Genomic DNA, 22,098 nt, shown 5'->3' on the forward strand with positions numbered 1-22,098 from the left:
GCCGATCATGAACGGGACTTACTCTGCAGGCGCCGGCCTTGGGCTGAAGGCTGAGCACTATGCCGACGCCTGGACGTGCCGGGCCAGCGGGCTGTGGTTCGAAGTGCACCCGGAAAACTACATGCTCGGCGGCCCACGCATGGCCTGGCTACAACGCATTGCCGAACACCATCCGCTGTCGCTGCACGGTGTCGCGCTGTCGTTGGCGGCGGACATCGCGCCAGACGAAATGCACCTGCACCGCCTGCGGGCGCTGATCGACCAGCTGCAGCCGGCGCTGGTATCGGAGCACCTGGCATGGTCGAGCTGGCGCGGGCAATACCTGCCCGACCTGCTGCCGTTTCCCCGCAGCAACGAGGCCCTGGTCCGCATCAGCGACAACGTGCAGCGCACCCAGGATGCGCTGGGGCGCAGCATTTCGCTGGAAAACCCCAGCCACTACCTGCCCATGGAAGGGCATGACTGGGACGAAATCGACTTTTTAGCCGAACTGGCGCGGCGCACGGGGTGCGGCTTGTTGCTGGACGTCAACAACGTGCACGTCAGTGCCCACAACCTCGGGTTCGACGCAGCGGCGTACCTGGCGCGCTTCCCGGCCCAGGCCATCAGCGAAATCCACCTGGCCGGCCACAGCCACGACGCCCAGGCCAGCCTGCTGATCGACTCCCACGACGCCACCATCGCCGCGCCGGTCTGGGCCTTGTACCAGCAGTTGATCACCCGCATCGGCCCGCGCCCGACCCTCATCGAGCGTGACGGCAACCTGCCCGCGTTCAGCGAGTTGCTGGCCGAACGCGACACCGCCCAGGCACTGCTCGATAGCGCAGGAGCACGACCATGACGCTTTCCCTTGGCCAGTTTCAGGCCGCCTTCGTCGAAGCGCTGTATCACCGCCCTGCCCCGCAGCTGGCCGCGCTGACCGGGCACGCTGCTTTTGCGGTGTACCGCAACAGCGTGCTGGCGGGCTGCGTCGATGCCCTGCGGGCAAACTTCCCCAGTGTCGAAGCGCTGACAGGCCCGGCCTGGATGCAGGACGCCGCGAGCGCCTATGCGCAACGAACGCCCCCCGACGACCCGCGGCTGATCCACTATGGCGCGGCCTTCGCCGACTTTCTCGAGCAGATGCAGGCCCAGCACGGCCTGCCATACCTGGCCGACGTCGCACGCCTGGATTTCGCCTGGTGCGAGGCGTTCAGCGCCCCCCGCGAGCCCTCCCTCGCGCTTGCCGACCTGGCCGGCATGACGGCCACCGACCTGGCGAACAGTTACCTGGCCCCCCGCCGCAGTGTGCGTTGGCGCTGGTTCGCACGGCACCCGGCGTTCAGCCTGTGGCAGCACAGCCGCGAAGGCCAGGCGTGGCCGCATGACCAGCCCTGGGTCGCCGAAGGTGCTGTGTTCAGTGGCACCGCCGAAGGTGTCGCCCAGCAAGCGCTAGAGGTCGGCGGCTGTGCCTTTCTCGATGCCTGCGCTCAAGGTCTGCCGTTGGAGCAGGCCTCACAGGTTGCACTCGCACGCCAACCCGACCTGGACTTCACCGACCTGCTCGGCAGGCTGCTGGCAGCCCAGGCATTCCATCCACTTGCATTCGCCTGAAGGAAACGCCATGGACACCCTCCACGCCACCCGCTCCGACAGCCTGCGCCAACGCTGGAACCACCTCGCCGATCGTGCACAGCTACTGCTCAGCGACACCCTGCTGTGCCTGGTGGCGCGCATGGCCATCGCCTCGACATTCTTCCTGTCCGGGCGCACCAAGGTCGAAGGGTTTCTCAGCATCACACCCAGTACCTATGACCTGTTCCAGAGCGAATATGCCCTGCCGCTGGTTTCGCCCTGGCTTGCGGCCCACCTGGCCACCTATGCCGAACACCTGTTCCCCCTGTTGCTGGTGCTTGGCCTGTTTACCCGGCTGTCGGCGCTGGCCCTGCTGGGCATGACCACGGTGATCGAGATTTTCGTCTACCCGGATGCCTGGCCGACCCATCTGACGTGGGCGGCCTTATTGCTACTGTTGATCGCGCGAGGCGCCGGTAGGTTGTCGCTGGACCGGGCCCTGGGGCTGCGTTGAGCCTCTGGCAGTGGGCCGGTTCGTCGGTCCGCGACCCCACGCTTTTTTTGAACTCCATGCGCAGGCGCCCTCTCCCAATGAAGAGACCGCAAACTGTCCCGGAGCCCGCCATGGCCAAGCCCCTGCAGGAGTACCTGCGCAAGCGTGACTTCAACGCCACACCCGAGCCGGCCGGCAAGCGTGCCCACCCACGGCCGGCTCACGGGTTGCAGTACTGCATCCAGAAGCACGACGCCAGCCACCTGCACTATGACTTTCGCCTGGAGCTGGATGGCACCCTTAAAAGCTGGGCGATTCCCAAGGGCCCTTCCCTCGACCCCAAGGTCCGCCGCCTGGCCGTGCATGTAGAAGACCATCCGCTGGACTACGCCAGCTTCGAAGGGCACATCCCTGAAGGCCACTACGGCGCCGGCGACGTGATCGTGTGGGACCGGGGGCTCTGGGAGCCCGAAGGCGACCCGCGCGAGGCCTATGCCAAGGGCAAGCTGCGCTTTCGCCTGCAAGGTGAAAAGCTGTCGGGTGTCTGGAACCTGTTTCGTACCCACCTGGCTGGCAAGAAAGAGCAGTGGATGCTGGTCAAGTCCCACGATGGCGAGGCCCGCAGCGAAGCGGACTACAGCATCGTCGAAGCCCTGCCGGACAGCGTATTGAGCGACCGTACACTGGTCCCCCGCCGCCCAGCCAAGGCGGCGACCTCCACGCGCAAGCGCAAGGCCAGCGCTGGCGCCCTGCCGGAGATGCTCCAACCGCAGCTGGCAACCCTGGCCGATTCCCCCCCCGAGGGTGACTGGCGATACGAGGTCAAGTTCGATGGTTACCGCATGCTGGCCCGCATCGACGGGGACGATGTGCGCCTGTTTACCCGCAATGGCCACGACTGGAGCGCAAAGCTGCCCCATCAGGTGCAGGCGCTGAAAGCGCTGGGGCTCGACTCGGCATGGCTGGACGGTGAGATGGTGGTCACAGACGAAAACGGCGTGGCCGACTTCCAGGCCTTGCAGGCCGTCTTCGACAACGAGCACGACGATGACATTACCTACTACCTGTTCGACCTGCCCTACCTCGGCGGCAAGGACCTGCGTGAACTGCCTGTGCAAGACCGCCGGGCGACCTTGGCCAAACTGCTGAAGCACAACGCATCGGCCATCCTGAAGTTTTCCGAAGACTTCAACCAGCCGGTCGACGCGCTGCTCGACAGCGCCTGCCGGTTAGGCCTGGAAGGCCTGATCGGCAAGCGCGCCGACAGCCCCTACGTTGGCCGGCGCAGCAGCGACTGGGTCAAGCTCAAGTGCACGCAACGCCAAGAGTTCGTGATCGTCGGCTACACCGCGCCCAAGGGCAGCCGCCAAGGCTTTGGGGCCCTGCTGCTGGCGCTGCACGACACCGACAGCGGCCAGTTGCGCTACGCCGGCAAGGTGGGCACCGGCTTCAGTGCTGCCACGCTGACGAGCATCCTCACCCGCCTGAAACCCCTGCACACCGCCAAGCCACCCTTGCCTGAGCCCCCCAGCGGTGCCGATGCGCGGGGCGTGCACTGGCTCAAGCCAGAACTGCTGGCCGAGGTCGCCTACGCCCAGATGACCCGCACAGGGATCGTGCGCCACGCGGTTTTTCACGGGTTGCGCGACGACAAGCCCGCCACTGCCATTGCCCTGGAACGTGCCATGCCGGTAACGAACGCAGCACATGCAGAGCCCAAGGGTTTGAGCAACCTGCACCTGACCCACCCCGACCGCGTGATCGACAAGACCAGTGGCACCAGCAAACGACAGGTGGCGGAGTACTACGCCCAAGTCGCCGACTGGCTGCTGCCACAGCTCGAACACCGCCCCGTGGCGCTGGTGCGCGCACCGGAGGGCCTGGACGGCGAGCTGTTCTTTCAGAAGCACGCGGGGCAGTTGCACCTGCCCAAGCTGACCAGCTACACCAAGGCCCAGGCCGGCCAGGCGGCAATGGTGCTCAACAGCGCCGAGAGCTTGTTGGGCGCAGTACAGATGAACATGCTTGAACTGCACACCTGGAACGCCACCGACAAAAATTTCGACAGGCCTGACCGCTTCATCCTCGACCTCGACCCCGACCCGGCATTGCCATGGAAGGCCATGCTCGAGGCCACCCAGCTGACCCTCACCCTGCTCGATGAGCTGGGCCTGAAGGTGTTTCTCAAGACCAGCGGTGGCAAAGGCATGCACCTGGTCGTGCCGCTCACCCGTCGTGCCGGCTGGGAGGAAGTGAAGGACTTCAGCCATGCCCTGGTCAAACACATGGCAGACTTGTTCCCGGACCGGCTCAGCGCGGTCTCCGGGCCCAAGAACCGGGTCGGGCGCATCTTCATCGACTACCTGCGCAACGGCAAGGGCGCTACCACCGTGGCCGCCTACTCGCTGCGCGCCCGTGAAGGCCTGCCAGTGTCGGTGCCGATCTGGCGCGAGGAGCTGCCCAAACTCAAGAGTGCCAACCAATGGAATATCGGCAACTTGCAGGCGCGGCTTGCGCAGGTGGACGACCCTTGGGCCGAGCTTGGCTCGACCCGGCAATCGATCACCCTGCGCATGCGCAAGCAACTGGGGATCGCATGATGGACTTCGCTCACCTCGACCGCCTGCTGCACCGCTTCGGTACCCGTTCGCGGGCCATCGATCTCGACCCCTTGCTGCCTGAACTGTTGCAGGCACTTCGAGCCGAACAGCTAGACCTGCTACCCCTGCCCGGCCACGGGCGCACCCTCGAGCGCTGGCGGGCCTTGGCGCGGGTTGCCGGTTGCGATCTCGGCCTGGCCAAGCTGTATGAAGGCCACACCGATGCCCTGGCGGTCCTCGCCGAGTGCGGCGCCGCCCAGCATGCTCACGACGGTATCTGGGGCATGTGGGCCGCGGAGCCGCCGGATGCCAGGGCCCACATCGTCGCGCGCCATGGCGAACGGGTTCAGCTGCAAGGCCGAAAAGCATGGTGCTCGGGCGCGCTGCAGATCGATCGAGCGCTGCTGACCGCCTGGGAGAATGACCAGCCACAGCTGGTGGCCATTGAACTGTCACACCCCAGCCAGCGCATCCAGGCCGAGCAATGGCAGGCCGTAGGCATGGCCAGCACCGCCAGTGTTACCGTCGAGTTCGACAACTCACCGGGGCTGGCCATCGGCACACCCGGCCAGTACCTGTCCCGCCCAGGCTTCTGGCAGGGCGGCGCAGGTATCGCTGCCTGCTGGTACGGCGCGGCCGAGGCGTTGGCAGGTTACCTGCGCGAGCACTGCAACAAACCTCGGCCCGACCCCCATGCCGATGCCCACCTGGGGGCGGTCGATGCGGCGTTGTACGGTGCCCGCGCCGCCCTTCGCGAGTGCGCCGCGTGGATCGACCAGCACCCCCAGGACGACGCCAGTTTCGAGGTACGCCGCACCCGCGCCCAGATCGAGCAGGCGGTCGAACAGGTCATTCAGCATGTTGGCCGAGCCCTGGGGGCTACCCCCTTCTGCCGCAGCAGCCATTTCGCCCGGCTTAGCGCCGACCTGCCGGTGTACCTGCGCCAAAGCCACGCTGAACGCGACTTGGCCGAACTGGGTCAGCAAGTGACCAGCACACCGACAGGAGCATGGCAGCTATGAGCGAGAACCTTATTGATGCGGCCACGGGCACGCCGTGGAGTGACTGGCAGCATTCTGCGCATCTGGCACGCGCCACCTGGCTTGCGCCCGAGCAGCTGTGCCCACCCGGCCGACGCCTGGTGCTGCTGGCGCCGCACCCGGACGACGAGGTGCTCATGGCCGGCGGGCTGCTTGCCAGTTTTCGCGGGCGCGAACAGGACCTGGTGCTGATTTCCGCCACCAACGGCGAGGGCAGCCATCCGCACTCACCACACTGGACCGAGCAGCGCTTGCGTCACCAGCGCCCCTTGGAGAGTCGGCATGCCCTGCAGCAGCTAGACCTGGACCTCAACCGCCTGGACTGGCGGCGGCTCAACCTCAAGGACGGCGCATTGCCCCGCGATGAGGCCTTCCTGGTCCGTCACCTGGAACAGTTGCTGGAGCCCGACGACCTGTTGCTGACCACCTGGCGTGGCGACGGCCACTGCGACCACGAGGCTGCAGGCCGCGCCGCTGCCCAGGCAGCCCAGGCGCGCAGGGCACAGCTGGCCGAAGCGCCGGTGTGGGCCTGGCACTGGGCCGCACCCGACGACCCACGCCTGCCCTGGTCGCGGGCGCATCGCTTGCAGGTCGACGAAACGCGCCAGGCCCGCAAGCGCGAGGCCTTGGCTGCCCATGCCAGCCAATTGCAACCAGACGGTGATCGCCCGCCCGTGCTGCCTGCGCATTTGCAGGCGTGCCTGCTGCAACCATTTGAACTGGTTTTCCTGTGATGGAGTCGCCATGAGCCTCGATGCGCAATACTTCGCCGACCTGTACGCCGACAGCGAGGACCCCTGGGCGTTTCGCACCCGCTGGTACGAACGGCGCAAGCGCGACCTGCTGCTGGCCAGCCTGCCCCGTCAGCGCTATGAGCGCGTGTTCGAGCCGGCCTGTGCCAACGGCGAGCTGAGCGTGCTGCTGGCCGAGCGTTGCGTCAGCTTGCTGTGCCAGGACATCGACCCGACCGCCGTGGGGCTGGCGCGCCAGCGCCTGGGGACCGCGAACCATGCCCAGGTCGAGCAAGGGCATCTGCCGGGCGACTGGCCAGGCGGGCAGTTCGACCTGATCGTGCTCAGCGAAATCGGCTACTACCTCGACCCCACCGATTGGCTGCAGGTGATCGAGCAGTCGGTGGCCAGCCTCACGGCCGATGGCGCCCTGCTCGCCTGCCACTGGCGCCACCCCATTGCCGGTTGCCCACAGGACGGCCGCGAGGTTCATGCCCTGCTGGCGAGGCACTTGCCGCTGTATCCGCTATTGCGTCACGAGGAGGCCGACTTTCTACTCGAGTACTGGACGTGCCAGCCCAGCGTGGTCGACCTGAATGAGCCCTGCCCATGATCGCCGTCATCATACCCGCCCACAACGAGGCCCGGCGCCTGGGGCACTGCCTCAAGGCGGTCAAGGCTGCAAGTGCGCGAGCCGAGGCGGCAGGCTTGGCGGTAGAGGTGCTGGTGGTGCTAGACCGTTGCAGCGACACCAGTGCGCTCGTGGCCCGACGCCACGGTGTGCATACCCTTGAAGTGGACGCTGGCAATGTCGGCGTCGCCCGGCGAGCGGGCGCGGCATGGATGATCGCCCGCGGCGCCCAATGGCTGGCATGCACCGACGCCGACAGCCGCGTCCCGCAGCACTGGCTGACATCGCAGTTGCAATGGCGCGCCGAGGTGGTGTGCGGCACGGTGCACATCGAGCGCTGGCAACCCTGGCAAAGCATCGCCCTGCGCCGGTTGTACCGCAGCCTTTACCAGGCCCGCGAGGGGCACAGGCATATTCATGGTGCCAACCTCGGTGTGTGTGCCAAGGCCTACGAACGCGTTGGCGGGTTCCAGCCGCTTCCGGCCCACGAGGATGTTCAACTGGTGATGGCCCTGCAAGCCAGCGGGGCGCAGATCGTCTGGACCGCCGAACACAGCGTGGCCACCAGCAGCCGGCGTGATAGCCGCGCAAAACAGGGGTTCGCCGACTATCTCAGTGGCCTGGAAGGCCAGGTGTGACCACCTGGCGAGTCTCTACCATCAGGAGGCCTTGCGCGGCCGTTTGCTAGCCGGTTTTGCGCCCTTGGCCTTGCCACCGAGGCTGCGTTTGAGCAGTTCGGTAAGGTCGAGGATATCCGCGCCTTTCTCCGCGCTGGCGCCCTCCCCTTTGGCCACTGTCTCGATCTTGCCCTTGCTGGCTTTCTCTTCCACCAGGTCGAGAATGGTCTGGCGAAATGCGTCGTGATACTCGTCCGGGGCCCAGGACCCACTCATGTCTTCGACCAGGCGTTTGGCCATGCCCAGCTCACGCTTGTCGACCTTGGCATCGGTCACGCTCTTGTCCAGCTCCAGGGTTTCAATGCTGCGCACCTCCTCGGGCCAGCGCAGGGTAATCAGCACCAGGGCGTCTTCCAGTGGCCGCAGCAGCGCGAGGTGCTGACGGGTATGCAGCACCACGGTGGCCAGGGCTACCTTGCCGGTGCTCTCCAGCGTATCGCGCAACAGCGCATAGACTTTGCCGCCGCGCCGGTCAGGGCTCAGGTAGTAAGGTGTGTCAAAGTGCTGAAGCGGAATCTCGCCAGCCTGCACGAACGAGAAAATATCGATGGTCTGGGTCGCTTCAGGGCGAGCATCGCGAATTTCCTGCTCACTGATCACCACGTAGCGGCCCTTCTCATACTCCACGCCCTTGACGATGTTGTCCTTGTCGATCTCCTTGCCGGTTACCTTGTTCACCCGCTTGTAGCCCACCGGCTCCATGCTGCGCTTGTCGAGCCAGTCAAAATCCACGCGCTCGGAGCTCACCGCAACGTTGAGCGAAACCGGGATGTGCACCAGCCCGAAACTGATCGCGCCTTTCCAGATAGCCCGCGCCATGTCTACCTCCTATGGGTTAGCAGCGAACGGAGCCCTTACTGAAACTGACTGACGACGGGTGCGAAGGTTTAGTTTGGTTGCACGACGCCAACGGGGGTCTGCAATGCCGGATAAATTGACCCGACTGCAAGCAGCCGAGCCGTCAGATGGAGACCAGCCGCCGAGCATCCCTTCGCACGGCTTGAGGGGGGACCCCAAAACCACGGATGAACACCTCCCGCATATGCCGGCGGTCCCTGAAGCCGGTTTCCCTGGCCACCACATCCAGGCTGTGCAGGCTCTGCTCGATCATCAGCCGGGCAGCCTCCAGCCGCAGGCTCTCGACAGCCTTGGCCGGTGACTGGCCGGTCTCGGCGGTGAACACGCGGGTGAATTGCCGTGGGCTCAGATGCACCACTTCAGCAAGCTCTTCCACGCTCAATGGGCGGCTGAGGTGCTTGCGGGCGTAATCCAGCGCGCTCTGGATACGGTCCGACTTGGGCGAGAGCGTCAACAGTTCGGAGTGTTGCGACTGCCCGCCAGATCGGCGTTGGTGCATGACCATCTTGTGCGCCACCGACCTGGCCATTTCGCTGCCCAAGTCCTTTTCCACCATACCCAGCGCCATGTCCAGGGCGGCAGTCATGCCGGCAGACGTCCATATCGGCCCATCGACGATGTAAATCCGGTCTTCCTCGACGTCGATCTTCGGGTGCAGCTCTCGCAACTTGTTCGCATAAGCCCAGTGAGTGGTCGCGCGCCGACCATCCAGTACGCCCGCTTGCGCCAGCACAAAACAGCCGGTGCAAAGGCCAGCAGTACGGCGCGCACCGTCGACAAAGCCCCGCACGCTGGCGAGCACCTCCTCGCTGGGGGGCGTCAGAGGCGTCAGCGTGCCGGTGACCATCCAGGTGTCGGCCAGGCCCGGCGCCCCCAAGGGCAGCGTGTCGATATGCATCCCCAGTGACGAGCACACCGTGCCGCCACCGATGGAAAAGTTCTGGACCCTGTAAACCGCGTCGCCCGCCATGATGTTCGTAAGCTCGAATACGGTTTGCGTCGCCAGGGACATGATCTGGAAGCCTTCGGTGATGAGGTAGCCGACTCGGTGCATCGCTGATCCCCTCTGTGCAATGTCCTAAAACAGCACTATATGCGTCGTTTGAGACAAACACCACCTGCTGCATGATGGCCCCACACCCAACCCACGGAGCATCAGCATGACGCAGCAAAGCAAGGGCACCGCGCTCATTACGGGCGCCTCATCCGGTATCGGTTCGATTTACGCGGAGCACCTGGCCCGTCGCGGCTATGACCTGGTGCTGGTGGCACGCGACCGGGAGCGCCTCAACGCATTGGCTGGCCGGCTTACCACCGAAACCCGGCAGAACGTGGAAGTATTCCCGGCAGACCTGGCCAACGCCGATGACCTGGCCAACGTAGAACGCAAACTGCGCGAAGACGCCAGCATCAGCCTGCTGGTGAACAACGCCGGTATCGGTACCCATACCGGGCTGCTGGAAAGCGACGTTGAGCGCATGGCGCACATGATCACCCTCAACGTCACCGCCCTCACCCGCCTTACCTATGCAGCTGTCCCCGGCTTTGTCGCTCGCAAGCAAGGCGCGGTCATCAATATCTCGTCCGTCGTCAGCCTGGCACCCGAACTGCTCAACGGCGTGTACGGTGGTAGCAAGGCCTACGTCACCGCGTTCACCCAGTCGCTGAACAAGGAACTGGCGGGTACAGGCATCCAGGTTCAGGCAGTACTGCCCGGGGCCACCGCGACCGATTTCTGGCAGACCGGTGGTTTGCCCGTCGAGAACCTGGACCCAGGCATCGTGATGTCTGCCCAGGACCTGGTAAACGGTGCCCTGCAGGACTTCGACAACGGCGTGCTGATCTCCCTGCCGTCGCTGCACGACCTGCAAGCCTTCGACCACTTTGAGGCCAGCCGGCAAGCCTTGTTCGGCCAGCTGTCCAGCAACCGGCTCGCGCAGCGCTACAGCGCCAGCTGATCAGCAGCGAATGGAACGTAGTCGAGCATGTGTGGGGCGGCCAGGCCAGGTCACGGGCGCTTCACACCATTTTCACTGCAAGCGAGAAAGTCTTACTCCACTCAGGCTGTTTTTTGAGTTAATCGAAACGAATAGTCTGAAGCCACTTTTCGCATCCCCAAGAGGCAACGCCAATGAAGGCAGTCGTTTACACCCAGCCCGGTCTACCGATCCACGACCCACAATCGCTGTATGACGCGCAGCTGCCCACGCCAAAACCGGGCCCCCGTGACCTGCTTGTGGAAGTCCGGGCAATTGCCGTCAACCCGGTTGATACCAAGATCCGTGCAAGCCGTGGTGGTGAGCAACCACAAGTGCTCGGCTGGGACGCTGTCGGCGTCGTCCGCGAGGTGGGGCCACAGGTCACGTTGTTCCAACCGGGCGACGAGGTTTTCTACGCCGGTGCCATTGACCGCCCAGGCAGCTACAGCGAGCTTCATGTGGTGGATGAACGCATTGTCGGGCATAAGCCCCGCAGCCTGGACAACGCCAGCGCCGCGGCCTTGCCGCTCACCTCCATTACCGCCTGGGAGCTGCTGTTCGACCGCCTGGGCGTTGAAGAAAACGGCGGCAAGCAGCAAAGCCTTCTGGTGGTCGGTGCTGCCGGCGGGGTTGGCTCGATCCTGGTTCAACTTGCCCGCAAGCTCACGCAGCTCACAGTCATTGGCACCGCCTCACGGCCCGAGACCCAGGCCTGGGTGCAGCAAGCGGGAGCCCACCATGTGATCGACCACTGCGCATCGATTCCACTTCAGTTGGAAGCGCTCAAGCTGGGGCCGGTCGACTACGTCATCAGCCTGACCCATACCGACACCTATCTTGCGCAACTGGTGGAAGTGCTGCGGCCACAAGGCAAGCTCGCGCTGATCGACGACCCCGCACAACTGGATGTGATGCCGCTCAAGCGCAAGTCGCTTTCACTGCACTGGGAGCTGATGTTCACGCGCTCGCTGTACCAGACCGAAGACATGATCAAGCAGCACCAACTGCTCGAGCGCGTTTCGCGGCTGGTCGATGATGGCACGCTCAAGACGACCCTGGGCGAGCACTACGGCACGATCAACGCCGAGCACCTCAAGCGTGCCCACGCCATGATCGAGAGTGGCAGAGCACGCGGCAAGATCGTGCTGGAAGGTTTCTGAAGCCCGATCAGGTGCCCGACGGCCACGCAGCGGGGCCAGACACCGCATTGACGCCCTCCAGCGTCGCAAACGAAATGTCTTTCGCCGTGAGCAGGAAATCACTCATGTAAGGCACTTCGAGCATGTCGCTGCGTACTGCTGCGAACAGGGTGGCCTGCAACCCTGCTTCGCCCAGGCGCCTGGCCAGCACATAGCCACGGGAGGTGTACTCGTGCACCGCCCAGTTCGGCAGGCAGCAAACGCCACGGCCGCTGGCCACCAACTGCATCATCATCACGGTCATTTCTGCAGTACGTACCTGGGCAGGTTCGATGTCGGCCGGGTCGAAGAAACGGGTGAAGATGTCCAGGCGGTTGCGCTCGATCGGGTACGTGATCAGGGTCTGACTGGCAATGTCGTCAGGTTGCAGATACGGCTTGTCGCGCAGGGGATGATGTTTGTCGATGGCCAGCATGGCCTCGTACCCGAACAACGGCACGTACGTGATACCGGGCAGGGGCACCGGGTCGGACGTCACCACAAGGTCGAGGTCACCCCGCTCCAGGGCCGGCAGCGGCGCGAACGACAACCCCGATGCCAGGTCCAGTTCGACTTCCGGCCAGGTGCAGCGAAACTCGTCCAGCGAGGGCATCAGCCATTGATAGCAACTGTGGCACTCGATGGAGATGTGCAGCCGGTCGGCCGTGCCGCCTGCCAGCTTGCTCAGGTTGCGCTCCGTTGTGCGGATCAGCGGCAGCACCTGGTCGGCCAGCTGCAGCAGCTTGAGCCCCGCGGTGGTGAAGCGTACCGGTTTGGACTTGCGCACAAACACGGGCATGCCAACGCGGGTTTCCAGCTCCCGAAACTGGTGCGATAGCGCCGACTGGGTCAGGTGCAGGCGTTCGGCAGCCTCGGGCACGCTGTCCGTTTCGCGCAAGGCATGCAGAGTGCGTAGGTGTCTCAAGTCAATCATGAGCAGAAGGCAACGCTCAGGCCACGCCAGGCGCGGCAAGGTTGCAATATTGTCCTTTGAAATACAGCAATGGTTGCGTCGCCACAGCGTTATGTACGTTCAGCGCTTTCACTTCCCCCACCACGATCAAGTGATCGCCGGCAGGGTGTTCGGCGTGAATCTCGCAGTCAAGCCAATGCAGGCTACCGGCAATGACCGGGTTACCCAGCGGCGACACCTGCCAATCGACACCCTGCCACTTGTCAGTGCCTTTTCGGGCAAACTGGTTGGATACGCCCACCTGTTCACCCGAAAAGATATTGACTGCGAATCGGCCTGCGCTACGAATACCGGGATAACTGGCCGAACTGGACATCACGCTGAATGACACCAGCGGTGGGCTGATTGACACGCTATAGAACGACTGGCACGTGAAACCGATCGGATTGCCGTCGATGAGCGATGTGATCACCGTGATGCCCGAGGCGTAGTGCCCGAGCGCTTCGCGAAAGCTCAAGGGCTCGATGGCAGTACTGGAAAGTGACATGGTAAGTCCTGACGTTCGGGTGCCTTTAACTGGACGAGAGTTCTCTGCGGACGATTTCTGCACCCGCACTCAACGCTCTGAGCTTGCCGCTGGCGACCCTACGCGGTAGAGGCGCCATGCCACAGTTGGTGCAAGGATAGAGCTTGTCTGCCTCTACAAATTGCAGGGCCTTGCGCAGGGTATTGGCCACTTCCTCGGGGGTTTCAATGGTGTGGCTGGCCACGTCGATCGCGCCGACCATCACCTTCTTGCCTCGGATCAGCTCAAGCAGGTCCATGGGTACATGGGAGTTGTGGCATTCCAGCGAAATGATATCGATGCTGGACTTCTGCAGCTTGGGGAAGGCTTCTTCATATTGCCGCCACTCTGATCCCAAGGTCTTTTTCCAGTCCGTGTTGGCTTTGATGCCGTAGCCATAGCAGATATGCACAGCGGTTTCACACTTGAGGCCTTCGATGGCCCTTTCCAAAGTGGCGACCCCCCAGTCATTTACCTCATCAAAGAAGACATTGAAGGCGGGCTCATCGAACTGGATGATGTCAACACCGGCAGCCTCCAGCTCCCTGGCTTCCTGGTTGAGGATTTTGGCAAATTCCCAGGCCAGTTTTTCACGGCTTTTGTAATGGCTGTCATACAGCGTATCGATCATGGTCATGGGGCCTGGCAGCGCCCACTTGATGGGCTGACTGGTCTGCTGGCGCAGGAACCTGGCATCGTCGACAAACACCGGGTTTTTCCGGGCAACGGCACCCACCACCGTCGGTACGCTGGCATCATAACGGTCACGGATCCTGACGGTTTCGCGGTTCTCGAAATCAACGCCGCTCAGGTGCTCAATGAAGGTCGTCACAAAATGTTGGCGCGTTTGCTCACCATCACTGACGATATCAATGCCGGCGTTTTGCTGCTCCTGCAATGACAAGCGCAGGGCATCCTGTTTGCCTTCGATCAACGCCTCATCCTGCAATTTCCAGGGTGACCAGAGCGTTTCGGGTTCTGCGAGCCAGGAGGGTTTAGGCAAACTGCCGGCAGTCGAGGTGGGTAACAGCTTTTTCACGAGGTAAAACCTTATATAAGTTAATCAGCAGGCGTAATTGGCGGACCACTGCTCAAGCATCGCGTGGTGCGGTTTGATAAAGTGCTCCTCGACAAACTGCCCCTGCTCGATGGCCAACCGGCTACGCTCCTCCCGGTCATAAACAATACGGGTCAGCGAGTAATCCTGATGCTGCAAGCTGGGCCGATAGCACTTCCCTGCGGCAGAATTTGCATTGTAGATTTCGGGACGATAGATTTTCTGGAATGTGTCCATCGTGCTAACGGTGCTGATCAACTCAAGGTTGGTGTAGTCACTGAGCAAATCGCCTGAAAAATAGAAGGCCAACGGCGCAACACTGTTGGGCGGCATGAAATAACGCACCTTCAAACCCATCTTCTCGAAATAAGTATCCGTCAAGGAGTACTCATCCTGCTGATATTCAAAGCCCAACACAGGATGCTGATTATCCGTTCGATGGTAGGTCTTGCTGCTGGAAACACTCAGGCAGATAACCGGAGGTTTGTCGAAGTGCTGCTGATACGTGCTTGAGTTCACGAAGTGCTTGAACAGCTTGCCGTGCAGCTCTCCGAAATGCTCTGGCGTGCTGAACACAGGCTGGTTGGCATTGTGCCCCAGCAGCACTACGCTGAAATCGTAATCGCGCACGTAGGAAGAAAAATTATTCCCTACCATGCCCGCGATGCGCTCGCCGGTTTGTCGGTCGATAACAGTCGTTTTCAATATTTCAATCAGCGGCAGCGCCTGATCGCTGCCCTCGGCATCGATACTCATCTCGACGGAAATGATGTCAAGCTCGACGGCGTAGCGGTCGCCTTTGGGGTTATCCCAATGCGCCAGGGCGTTGAAGCGGTTATCTATCATCCCCAAGGTGCTGCGCAAGTTCTCTTGCCGGCTCGCGCCCCTCGCCAGGTTGGCGAAGTTGGTGGTAATGCGGGTGTTTTCGGACGGGTGATAGTGCTCGTCGAAGCGAATGCTCTTGATGGAAAACTTGAAGTCTTTATTCGTCATGACCGGGAGCCTGCTCAAATATCCATACTCTCTATAATTAGCCGGTATTTTAGGTTGGGGGCATGACCGAGGGAACTGAATTGATTTCACAGAACCTTTAGCCATGCTCATGACGGGCGCGGGCAATAATGCGAAAGATTCGCCAGGTTAAAGTGTGCCCTACCACCACTCGATGATCGCCGCGCTCCAAACGGCGCTCAGGCATCGTTGCCATCGCCGCCAGGCTCCCGCGCCGGTGCGGCAAACCACTTGTCCCGCGGCACCCACTTCTCCTGCACCGGGTCCCCCAGGTAATGCGGCGACATGATCTGCACCCCATATTCGTTGAACACGTCCTGGATGTTGGCGTGCAGCAGGCTCAGCAACTCCGCACGCGGCCTTGGCGCGCTAGGCACTGCCTGGGCCACCAGGCGGTATTCGGGGTAGAAGTCCGAAAGCCCGGTCTGGAACACCTGCGGGCTGGGGTTTTGCAGAATGCCATCGGTGCGCTGCGCCGCTTCCACCAGCATCGCCTCAACCTGGCGCCAGGGCGTGTCATAGCCGATGGTGACCACGGTATCGACAATATAGCCCTGCCCTTGCACCGCCCGCGAATAGTTGCGCGTCACCGAACCGGTGATCATTGAATTGGGCAGGGTCAGCACCTCACCAAGGCCGGTGCGAATGGTGGTGTTGAAAATGCCGACTTCGGTCACCGTGCCTTCGTTGTCGCCTACCCTCACGTATTCGCCAGCCTTCAGTGTGCGCGAGTAGGTCAGGATCAGCCCTGCCGCCGCCTGTCCCACCACGCTTGTGGCACCCAGCGAAATCATCAAGCCCAACAGCACCGAAAGCCCTTTGAAGGCATCGGTACCAGAGCCGGGCAGGTACGGGTAAGCCATGACCAGGGCAAACAGCCAGATCGCCAGCGAAGTGAGCCGTGTCGTGGGCCGCAGAGTTTCTTCGGTCAGCCACTTCAATGTGCCCGGGCGGGCCATCCGCTCCAGCACGCGCCGGCTGAAACCGCTGATGCCACGGGCGATGAAGAAAATCATGACGGCCACGGCAATACCGGGGATGGCGTGCAGGATGCCGTCGAGCAGGTAGCGCAGCAGGTCGAGCAGGTGCAGGTTGAGGCTTTCGCCCCACGGCCGGGTGTAAGGGAACTGCGACAGCACGAAGCTCAGCCACTGGTAGCTGAGCAAAAGCACGATCACCCAATACATCAGGCGCAGCAGACGGTCGATCAGGTAGTACACGTACTGCATGTCGAACAATGGCAGCTGGCCTACCTTGATCTGCCGCGCGCGCTCACGCATCAACTGTGTCAGGCGCCCGCGCAGCTTGCGCCGGCCCAGGTTGGCGCCCTTGATAAGCACCACGAACACCAGTGTGGCGATGACGGAAAAGCCCAGCGCCTTGAGCATAAAACGCAAGCTGCGCGCCTCGCCGGTTTCGTCCACCACCTGGCGCAGGGTGGCCGCTGCCTGCTCGGCGGCCGCGCGGGTGTCGCCGCCCTCCACGCCCAGGTCCTGCGGCGCGACGATGAAGGCCCGGCGCCCACCCAGCAGCACCAGGTGGCTGTTGACGATCGGGTCAATGCTCACCTTGAGCTCGTCGGTGCCGCGCAGTGCCTCCTCGATCACCGACGTGGCCCGCTGCACGCGGGCAGCAGGCGTTTCGCCCAGCAGTGTGGCGTGTAACGTGATAATGCTGCGGTTGGCGATTTGCAGTTCTGCCGGCTCACCCGGTATACCATCGGTGGCGCTGCCGATGGCGTCCTTGCCCTGCCCCACCATCGGCAGCAAGGCGCACAGCACCAGCAACACAGTCAAAAAGCGATTCATTGCGCACTCCCTGGCCCATGGCACGAACAGCGTTGCTGTAGTGATAGCACAGCCTCCACCGGCCGGGCCCAGGGGCCAGACGGTCATGGCGAATCGCCTTGAGAGGGCTATCGTTGCTTGTCTGGGCAACGACTACCGAGCGAGGGGCGCAGCCATGAACACCAGTGATCTACTCGAACAGTTGCTGCGCGCCGGGCAAGGCTCGCAAGGGCGTCAAGGCAGCGGCGGCATGTCATGGCAAGACGGCCTGGGCGGGTTGGGCGGCTTGCTGGGTGGCCTGTTAGGTGGCCGTGCTGGCAGCAGCACGGGCGGCTTGCCCCAGGGGCGCTCTGCGGGCGGCACCAATTTCGCCGCCCTGGCGTCGCTGGGCATGATGGCGTTCCAGGCCTATCAAAGCTGGCAGCGCAGCCAGGCGACAGCCCCGCAACAGGCGGTGCGTACTGTCGATCAGTTGTCCGGCCCCGAGGCCGAGGACCACAGCCATGCCATCTTGCGCGCGCTGATTGCGGCAGCCAAGGCAGACGGCCGCATCGACCACCAGGAAGAGCAACTGATTTACGCTGAAATCAAACGTCAAACCAGCGACCCACAGCTACAGCAATGGCTGGATGAAGAAGTCAGCAAGCCGCTCGATGTTGCCGAAGTGGCCCAGTCGGCACGGGACCCGGCCATGGCAGCAGAAATGTACCTGGCCAGCGTGATGCTGGTGGATGACCAGCAGGACGCCGAGCGGGCCTACCTTGACGAACTGGCCAGCGCACTGCAAATCGACCCGGCATTGCAGGTGCATCTGGAGCAGCAAGCCAAGGCAGGTGCCTGAACGGGCTGTCAATTTACCCAGTGCAAACCAGACGTCTGAGGGACTGCGAAAAAGCTGTCGGTCAGTCGCGGCCTCAGCCTGGAGCCTACGTACCTCAGAAGTTGTATTTGATGCCCGTCATGATGTTTCTTGGAGCACCGTACATACCGTGGTCGCCGGCATAGCTGAGGTATTCGCGGTCGAACACGTTGTTGAGGTTGACTGACGCACTCAGATGCTGGTTGAAGTCGTAGCGCGCCAAGAGGTTGGTGACGGCGTAGCTGCCCTGAGTGAAGGTGTGCAGGTCGGCACCAGTTTTGCTCTGCCAGTTCACACCGCCGCCGAGGGTGACCTTGTTCAGAATTCCCGGCAGCCGGTAGCTGGTGAACGTCTTGAGACTGTGGCGAGGCAGGGTGGTAACGATGCGCTGGTCGTCAGCGTCGGTGCTGACCGCATAGGCATAACCTGCGGATGCCTGCCAGCCTTCGGCCAGTTCACCGTCCAGGGTGAACTCAGCGCCCTTGGTGGTGGTGCCCTGTTCTGACTTGTACGTGTTGCCGCCTGGGGTATCGATCCAGATGGCCAGGTTGTTCTGCTCGATCTTGAACAGCGCGACGCTGGAGTTCAGCTTGCCGTCAAAGTGGCTGCCTTTGACCCCGACTTCATAACCCGTGCCTTCCATGGGATCCAGGGGTTTGTTGTTGATGTCGCGAACCCAGGACGACTGAGGGTTGAAGATTTTCGTGTAGCTGGCATACAGCGACCACGTGTCGTTGACGTCATACACCACGCCGGCATAGGGAATGTAGACGCCGGTTTCCGATTCCTTGGTCTTGGTTTTTTCTGCGTTGTAGGGCTTATCCTCGATGTCACGGTGCCAGTCGATCACGCGGCTACCCAGCAAGACACTGAGATCGTCGGTGACGTGCAGTCGCGTGGCGAGGTAGGCGGCGTATTGGGTTTCGTCGGCAGTGGATTTGCCCGTGACGTCGAACTCCGGTTTGACCGAGCCGCCGTTCCAGTTCAGCAAGTTGTCGATCGCGCCAGCCGGCGAGCCGGAATAGTCGTATTTCCAGCCGCCGTAGCTGGGCACGTTCTCGTAGTAGTTGGACAAGGTCACACCGGCGATCAACTCGTGTTCGCGGCCCAACAGCCCGAACGGGCCGGTCAGGTAGGCATCGATGTTGTTCTGGCGCGGGATCCCGGAGAAGCGCACCGGCAACTGCGTGGTGCCGCTTCCGTCCGGGCTGAGGCTACCGTTGACGTAGTTGAAGACCTCGTCAAACTTGTTTTCGGAGTGGGTCAGCTCGATCTTCCCGCTCCAGCCATTGGCGAACTGCTGCTCGATCGAGGTGAAAAAGCTGGTTTGTTCATGGTCGTTGTAAGACCACGTTTGAGCCGAATTGAGCGAGCGTTTGAGGTGGGTGCGAGACCCGTCGGTAAAGCGCGTCGGCAGGCCGGAGCGCATGGGCGAGTCAACGTCTGTACGTTGGTAACTGAAGCCCATCGTCAGCAAGGTGTCTTCAGTCAGGTCGAACTCGGTAATGCCGTAGATCAGCTGCGAGTCCTGCTTGTAGCGGTCGACCCATGATTGCTCGGTCTTGAAGTCGGCGACCAGGCGACCGCGTACGTTGCCGGTTTCAGTCAGCGGGCCAGATACATCAAAGCCGGTTCCGTAGCGGTCCCAGTTACCGGCTTCTGCGGTGACGCTGGCCTGAGCCTCGAAGGTCGGACGCTTGCGGATCAGGTTGATCGTCGCTGAAGGGCTGCCCAGGCCGCTGATCAGGCCGGTAGCACCGCGCACCACCTCCACCCGGTCATACATGGCCATGCTCTGGGTGTAATTGTCCATGCGCTTGACGGTGGGCACACCATCGATTTCAAAGTTCTGAATCTCGAAGCCGCGCGAGAAGTAACCATCGGATTCCGCACCCAGCCCGTCGCGTAACACAATGATGCCCGGTGTGGCATCGAGGGTATCGCTGAGATTGGTGAGGCGCTGGTCATCCAGGCGCTGGCGGGTCATGACGGTCAGCGATTGCGGGGTTTCCTTGGGGGTCAGGTTCAGGCGGGTCGAACTGCTGGATGAGTAGGTGGTGTAGAGCCCGGTACCTTCTGTAGTCGACCCGGGCGCCTTGCCCGAGATCGAAATGCTTTGAAGCTCCAGCGCGGTAGAGGCCGGCGCTCGCTGGAGGGTGTATCGCCCATCCGGCTGGCGCACCGCAATCAGTTGGCTGCCCGCAAGCAGCGCCTGTAACGCGCCGTCGATCGTGTAATCACCCTTCAAGCCGGGGCTGTTTTGCCCCGCAATCAAGTCATTGGGAAACGACAACAACAAATGGGCTTGCTGGCCCAGTTGATTGAGCGCAGTGCCCAGGGGCGCTGCGGGAATTTCGTAGTGTTGCACGGTGCTATCGGCGGCTGCCCACACTGGCGATGAAGTGGCAATCAGAACCGCTGCAGCGCGACCCAAGGTGCTGGCAAGCGGGGTTACGTAGCACGACGAAATACTGCGGTGATGCATGTGAAGTTCCCCGATGTTTTTTGATGTATGGCCTATGAGTCTCGCCAAAAATCAAAACGGCTCATCAAGGATGAAAAAACTTCAAACGTTAGCTGGCGAGGGGCGCAAGTTGACCCACAGGCGAGTGAAACGCTGTACATCCAGTTTCAGCGTCTGGGCGACGGCATCGATGATTCGATCACTGTCTGCCAACGGGTAGGTGCCCCATACTCGCAGGTTGGCCAAGGCGGCGTCGCAGCCAAGATAGCCATGACGATACCGCCCAAGTTCGTCGAGAAACGCCTGAAGCGGTTGGCCGTTGGCGACGATCATGCCTTCGGCCCAGGCGGGAGCGGATGCTTGCATGACGCCCAGATCGAGCATCCCAAGCGGCCCGAAACGCGCCACCTGCCCGGCGTGCAGGGCAGTCCAGGTGCTGGCTTGAGTCGGGATCACCTGAAGCGCGCCGCGATAAACTGCCAACTGGGTTGAGCCATTGTCGAACTGACGTATCGTGAAACGCGCCGAGGACGCTTGCGTGCGAACCTGAGCGGTATCGACAAGCAGAGCCGGGCTCAAGGCGGTGTCAATCAAGGCCTCGCCGCTGATTAATCGAAGGTGCCAACCACGGTCAGTGCCGTGAGCATTTATCGCACTATGGGTATTGAGTTCCAACGACAGATCCGAGGCCAATGCAACTCGTCGCTGCTCGCCCACCCCCGTGGTGTAATCGGCACCAATCCGCGACACCAATTCGCTGTCTCGGCTCAACCATGCGCCGGTGCCCACAGCCAGCAGCAAGGCCAGCCCCTTTATTGTCTGACGCCTGCTCAGCCCTTCCTGGGAAGGCAGCAACAGGGCCTGTCGGGCAAGGCCTGGATCGCCTCGGGTGCGTAATGCGTCGAGTTGCGTCCCCAGCGCCAAGGCTTTTTCCCAGGCCAGCTCATGCAAGGGGTTTTCACGGCGCCATGCCATGAAAGCGGCCTGTGCAGATGAATCGAACTCGGCCTCCTGCATATCGAGCCACCACTCCATTGCCTCCTCACACATTTTCGGCGATAGCGTTGGTTCTCGGATAAAGGCGTTCCCGGTGCTAGTCATCGCAGCAATTCCGTCACCAGCATGCATTGCGCACCCGCCTTGATGATATGGCGTTTGACGGTAGCGATTGAAATCCCCAGCCGCTCGGCAATTTCTGCGTGGCTGAGCCCGTCCAGTTGTGACCAGAGAAACGCCTTTTTGACGGCGACGTCCAGTTTGCACAGTGCTTCGTCGAGGCGGACCAGCGTCTCGAAGATGATCAACTGGGTCGCCAAGTCCGGCAGGACGCTTTCGTCTTCCGCCTGGAGCGCATCCAGATAGGCTTTTTCCAGGCGTGCGCGGCGGTAGTGGTTGGACAGGACACTGCGTGCCACCTTGGCCAGGAAAGGCCGAGGCTGGCGGACTTCAATCACCTCGTCACTGGCCAACAGACGCATGAAGGTGTCCTGCATCAAATCAGCAGCGCGGTGTGAGCAGCTCAACTGCCGATACAGCCAGCTGCGCAACCAGCGGTGTTGCTGTTCGTACAGGGCAGTGAACTGAGCGGTATCGACGGATGCCATTGGCGGCCACAAGAACGATGCAAATGAGACTTAGTATCATATTTGACTAATCGGGTGCCGACAAGAACGCAAAAGGCCGCCGCGTAAGGCTGGTCGG

General features: G+C 62.3%; 21 protein-coding genes. 11 read left to right on the top strand and 10 right to left on the bottom strand.

Translation table 11 applies throughout. The features are described from left to right. The first annotated feature begins 7 nt into the window (after positions 1 to 7). The 8 genes from E8E78_RS16605 to E8E78_RS16640 all read left to right on the top strand — a co-directional run bounded on the left by E8E78_RS16605 (position 8) and on the right by E8E78_RS16640 (position 7,687). Positions 8 to 841, top strand: coding sequence for a DUF692 domain-containing protein (locus E8E78_RS16605; protein WP_061202315.1), 834 nt, complete (start codon positions 8 to 10; stop codon positions 839 to 841). Then, on the top strand, positions 838 to 1,593 hold the full coding sequence (locus E8E78_RS16610) for a DNA-binding domain-containing protein (RefSeq protein ID WP_049273110.1): 756 nt from the start codon (positions 838 to 840) through the stop codon (positions 1,591 to 1,593). The genes E8E78_RS16605 and E8E78_RS16610 overlap by 4 nt, the downstream gene beginning before the upstream one ends. Positions 1,594 to 1,603: 10 nt before the next feature. After that, positions 1,604 to 2,068, top strand: coding sequence for a DoxX family protein (locus tag E8E78_RS16615; RefSeq protein WP_016500123.1), 465 nt, complete (start codon positions 1,604 to 1,606; stop codon positions 2,066 to 2,068). 110 nt (positions 2,069 to 2,178) lie between these two features. Next, positions 2,179 to 4,647 carry a DNA ligase D gene (gene ligD / locus E8E78_RS16620; RefSeq protein WP_280311675.1) on the top strand — a complete coding sequence of 823 codons (2,469 nt, stop codon included), beginning with the start codon at positions 2,179 to 2,181 and terminating at the stop codon, positions 4,645 to 4,647. Then, on the top strand, positions 4,644 to 5,669 hold the full coding sequence (locus E8E78_RS16625; RefSeq protein ID WP_280311676.1) for an acyl-CoA dehydrogenase: 1,026 nt from the start codon (positions 4,644 to 4,646) through the stop codon (positions 5,667 to 5,669). Before ligD ends, E8E78_RS16625 begins: the two co-directional genes overlap by 4 nt. Next, on the top strand, positions 5,666 to 6,421 hold the full coding sequence (locus E8E78_RS16630; protein WP_049277037.1) for a PIG-L family deacetylase: 756 nt from the start codon (positions 5,666 to 5,668) through the stop codon (positions 6,419 to 6,421). Before E8E78_RS16625 ends, E8E78_RS16630 begins: the two co-directional genes overlap by 4 nt. A 10-nt stretch (positions 6,422 to 6,431) precedes the next feature. Then, positions 6,432 to 7,031: an SAM-dependent methyltransferase gene (locus E8E78_RS16635; protein WP_232861002.1), complete on the top strand. Its 600-nt coding sequence runs from the start codon at positions 6,432 to 6,434 to the stop codon at positions 7,029 to 7,031. Next, entirely contained in the window at positions 7,028 to 7,687 is a 660-nt protein-coding gene (locus E8E78_RS16640; protein ID WP_049277040.1) for a glycosyltransferase, read from the top strand. Before E8E78_RS16635 ends, E8E78_RS16640 begins: the two co-directional genes overlap by 4 nt. 21 nt (positions 7,688 to 7,708) lie before the next feature. On the opposite strand, the gene E8E78_RS16645 is transcribed toward E8E78_RS16640, so the two are convergent. Beyond that, positions 7,709 to 8,545 (bottom strand): Ku protein, encoded by an 837-nt coding sequence (locus E8E78_RS16645; protein WP_049277041.1) that lies wholly within the window; start codon positions 8,543 to 8,545, stop codon positions 7,709 to 7,711. A gap of 142 nt (positions 8,546 to 8,687) precedes the next feature. After that, the gene (locus E8E78_RS16650; RefSeq protein WP_061202310.1) at positions 8,688 to 9,638 is read right to left on the bottom strand and encodes a GlxA family transcriptional regulator; all 951 of its coding nucleotides are present in this window, start codon (positions 9,636 to 9,638) and stop codon (positions 8,688 to 8,690) included. 106 nt (positions 9,639 to 9,744) lie between these two features. Here E8E78_RS16650 and E8E78_RS16655 point away from each other — a divergent pair, with 106 nt between their 5' ends. Next, positions 9,745 to 10,542 carry an SDR family oxidoreductase gene (locus E8E78_RS16655; RefSeq protein WP_049277044.1) on the top strand — a complete coding sequence of 266 codons (798 nt, stop codon included), beginning with the start codon at positions 9,745 to 9,747 and terminating at the stop codon, positions 10,540 to 10,542. A 173-nt stretch (positions 10,543 to 10,715) separates the two neighbouring features. Further along, positions 10,716 to 11,723, top strand: coding sequence for a zinc-binding alcohol dehydrogenase family protein (locus E8E78_RS16660; protein WP_049277046.1), 1,008 nt, complete (start codon positions 10,716 to 10,718; stop codon positions 11,721 to 11,723). A 7-nt stretch (positions 11,724 to 11,730) separates the two neighbouring features. Here E8E78_RS16660 and E8E78_RS16665 read toward each other — a convergent pair whose 3' ends face one another. The 5 genes from E8E78_RS16665 to E8E78_RS16685 all read right to left on the bottom strand — a co-directional run bounded on the left by E8E78_RS16665 (position 11,731) and on the right by E8E78_RS16685 (position 17,047). Next, a complete protein-coding gene (locus E8E78_RS16665; RefSeq protein WP_049277113.1) occupies positions 11,731 to 12,675 on the bottom strand; it encodes a LysR family transcriptional regulator in 945 nt (314 codons plus the stop codon). A 16-nt stretch (positions 12,676 to 12,691) separates the two neighbouring features. After that, entirely contained in the window at positions 12,692 to 13,201 is a 510-nt protein-coding gene (locus tag E8E78_RS16670; RefSeq protein WP_280311677.1) for a flavin reductase family protein, read from the bottom strand. A 25-nt stretch (positions 13,202 to 13,226) separates the two neighbouring features. Continuing rightward, positions 13,227 to 14,258 (bottom strand): methionine synthase, encoded by a 1,032-nt coding sequence (locus E8E78_RS16675; protein WP_049277048.1) that lies wholly within the window; start codon positions 14,256 to 14,258, stop codon positions 13,227 to 13,229. Between the two features lie 24 nt (positions 14,259 to 14,282). Beyond that, positions 14,283 to 15,269: a DUF1852 domain-containing protein gene (locus E8E78_RS16680; protein ID WP_049277050.1), complete on the bottom strand. Its 987-nt coding sequence runs from the start codon at positions 15,267 to 15,269 to the stop codon at positions 14,283 to 14,285. 197 nt (positions 15,270 to 15,466) lie between these two features. Next, positions 15,467 to 17,047, bottom strand: coding sequence for a mechanosensitive ion channel domain-containing protein (locus E8E78_RS16685; RefSeq protein WP_230676158.1), 1,581 nt, complete (start codon positions 17,045 to 17,047; stop codon positions 15,467 to 15,469). 202 nt (positions 17,048 to 17,249) lie between these two features. On the opposite strand from E8E78_RS16685, the gene E8E78_RS16690 reads away from it, so the two are divergent. Further along, a complete protein-coding gene (locus E8E78_RS16690; protein WP_280311678.1) occupies positions 17,250 to 17,915 on the top strand; it encodes a tellurite resistance TerB family protein in 666 nt (221 codons plus the stop codon). 94 nt (positions 17,916 to 18,009) lie between these two features. On the opposite strand, the gene E8E78_RS16695 is transcribed toward E8E78_RS16690, so the two are convergent. From E8E78_RS16695 to E8E78_RS16705, 3 genes are all read right to left on the bottom strand, one after another. Then, positions 18,010 to 20,418: a TonB-dependent siderophore receptor gene (locus tag E8E78_RS16695; RefSeq protein WP_280311679.1), complete on the bottom strand. Its 2,409-nt coding sequence runs from the start codon at positions 20,416 to 20,418 to the stop codon at positions 18,010 to 18,012. A gap of 81 nt (positions 20,419 to 20,499) precedes the next feature. Beyond that, a complete protein-coding gene (locus E8E78_RS16700; protein WP_080889279.1) occupies positions 20,500 to 21,525 on the bottom strand; it encodes a FecR domain-containing protein in 1,026 nt (341 codons plus the stop codon). Continuing rightward, positions 21,495 to 22,001: a sigma-70 family RNA polymerase sigma factor gene (locus tag E8E78_RS16705; protein ID WP_049277058.1), complete on the bottom strand. Its 507-nt coding sequence runs from the start codon at positions 21,999 to 22,001 to the stop codon at positions 21,495 to 21,497. The genes E8E78_RS16700 and E8E78_RS16705 overlap by 31 nt, the downstream gene beginning before the upstream one ends. Positions 22,002 to 22,098 lie beyond the last annotated feature (97 nt).

It is taken from the genome of Pseudomonas sp. BN505 (assembly GCF_029873175.1).
Classification (GTDB): Bacteria; Pseudomonadota; Gammaproteobacteria; order Pseudomonadales; family Pseudomonadaceae; genus Aquipseudomonas; species Aquipseudomonas putida.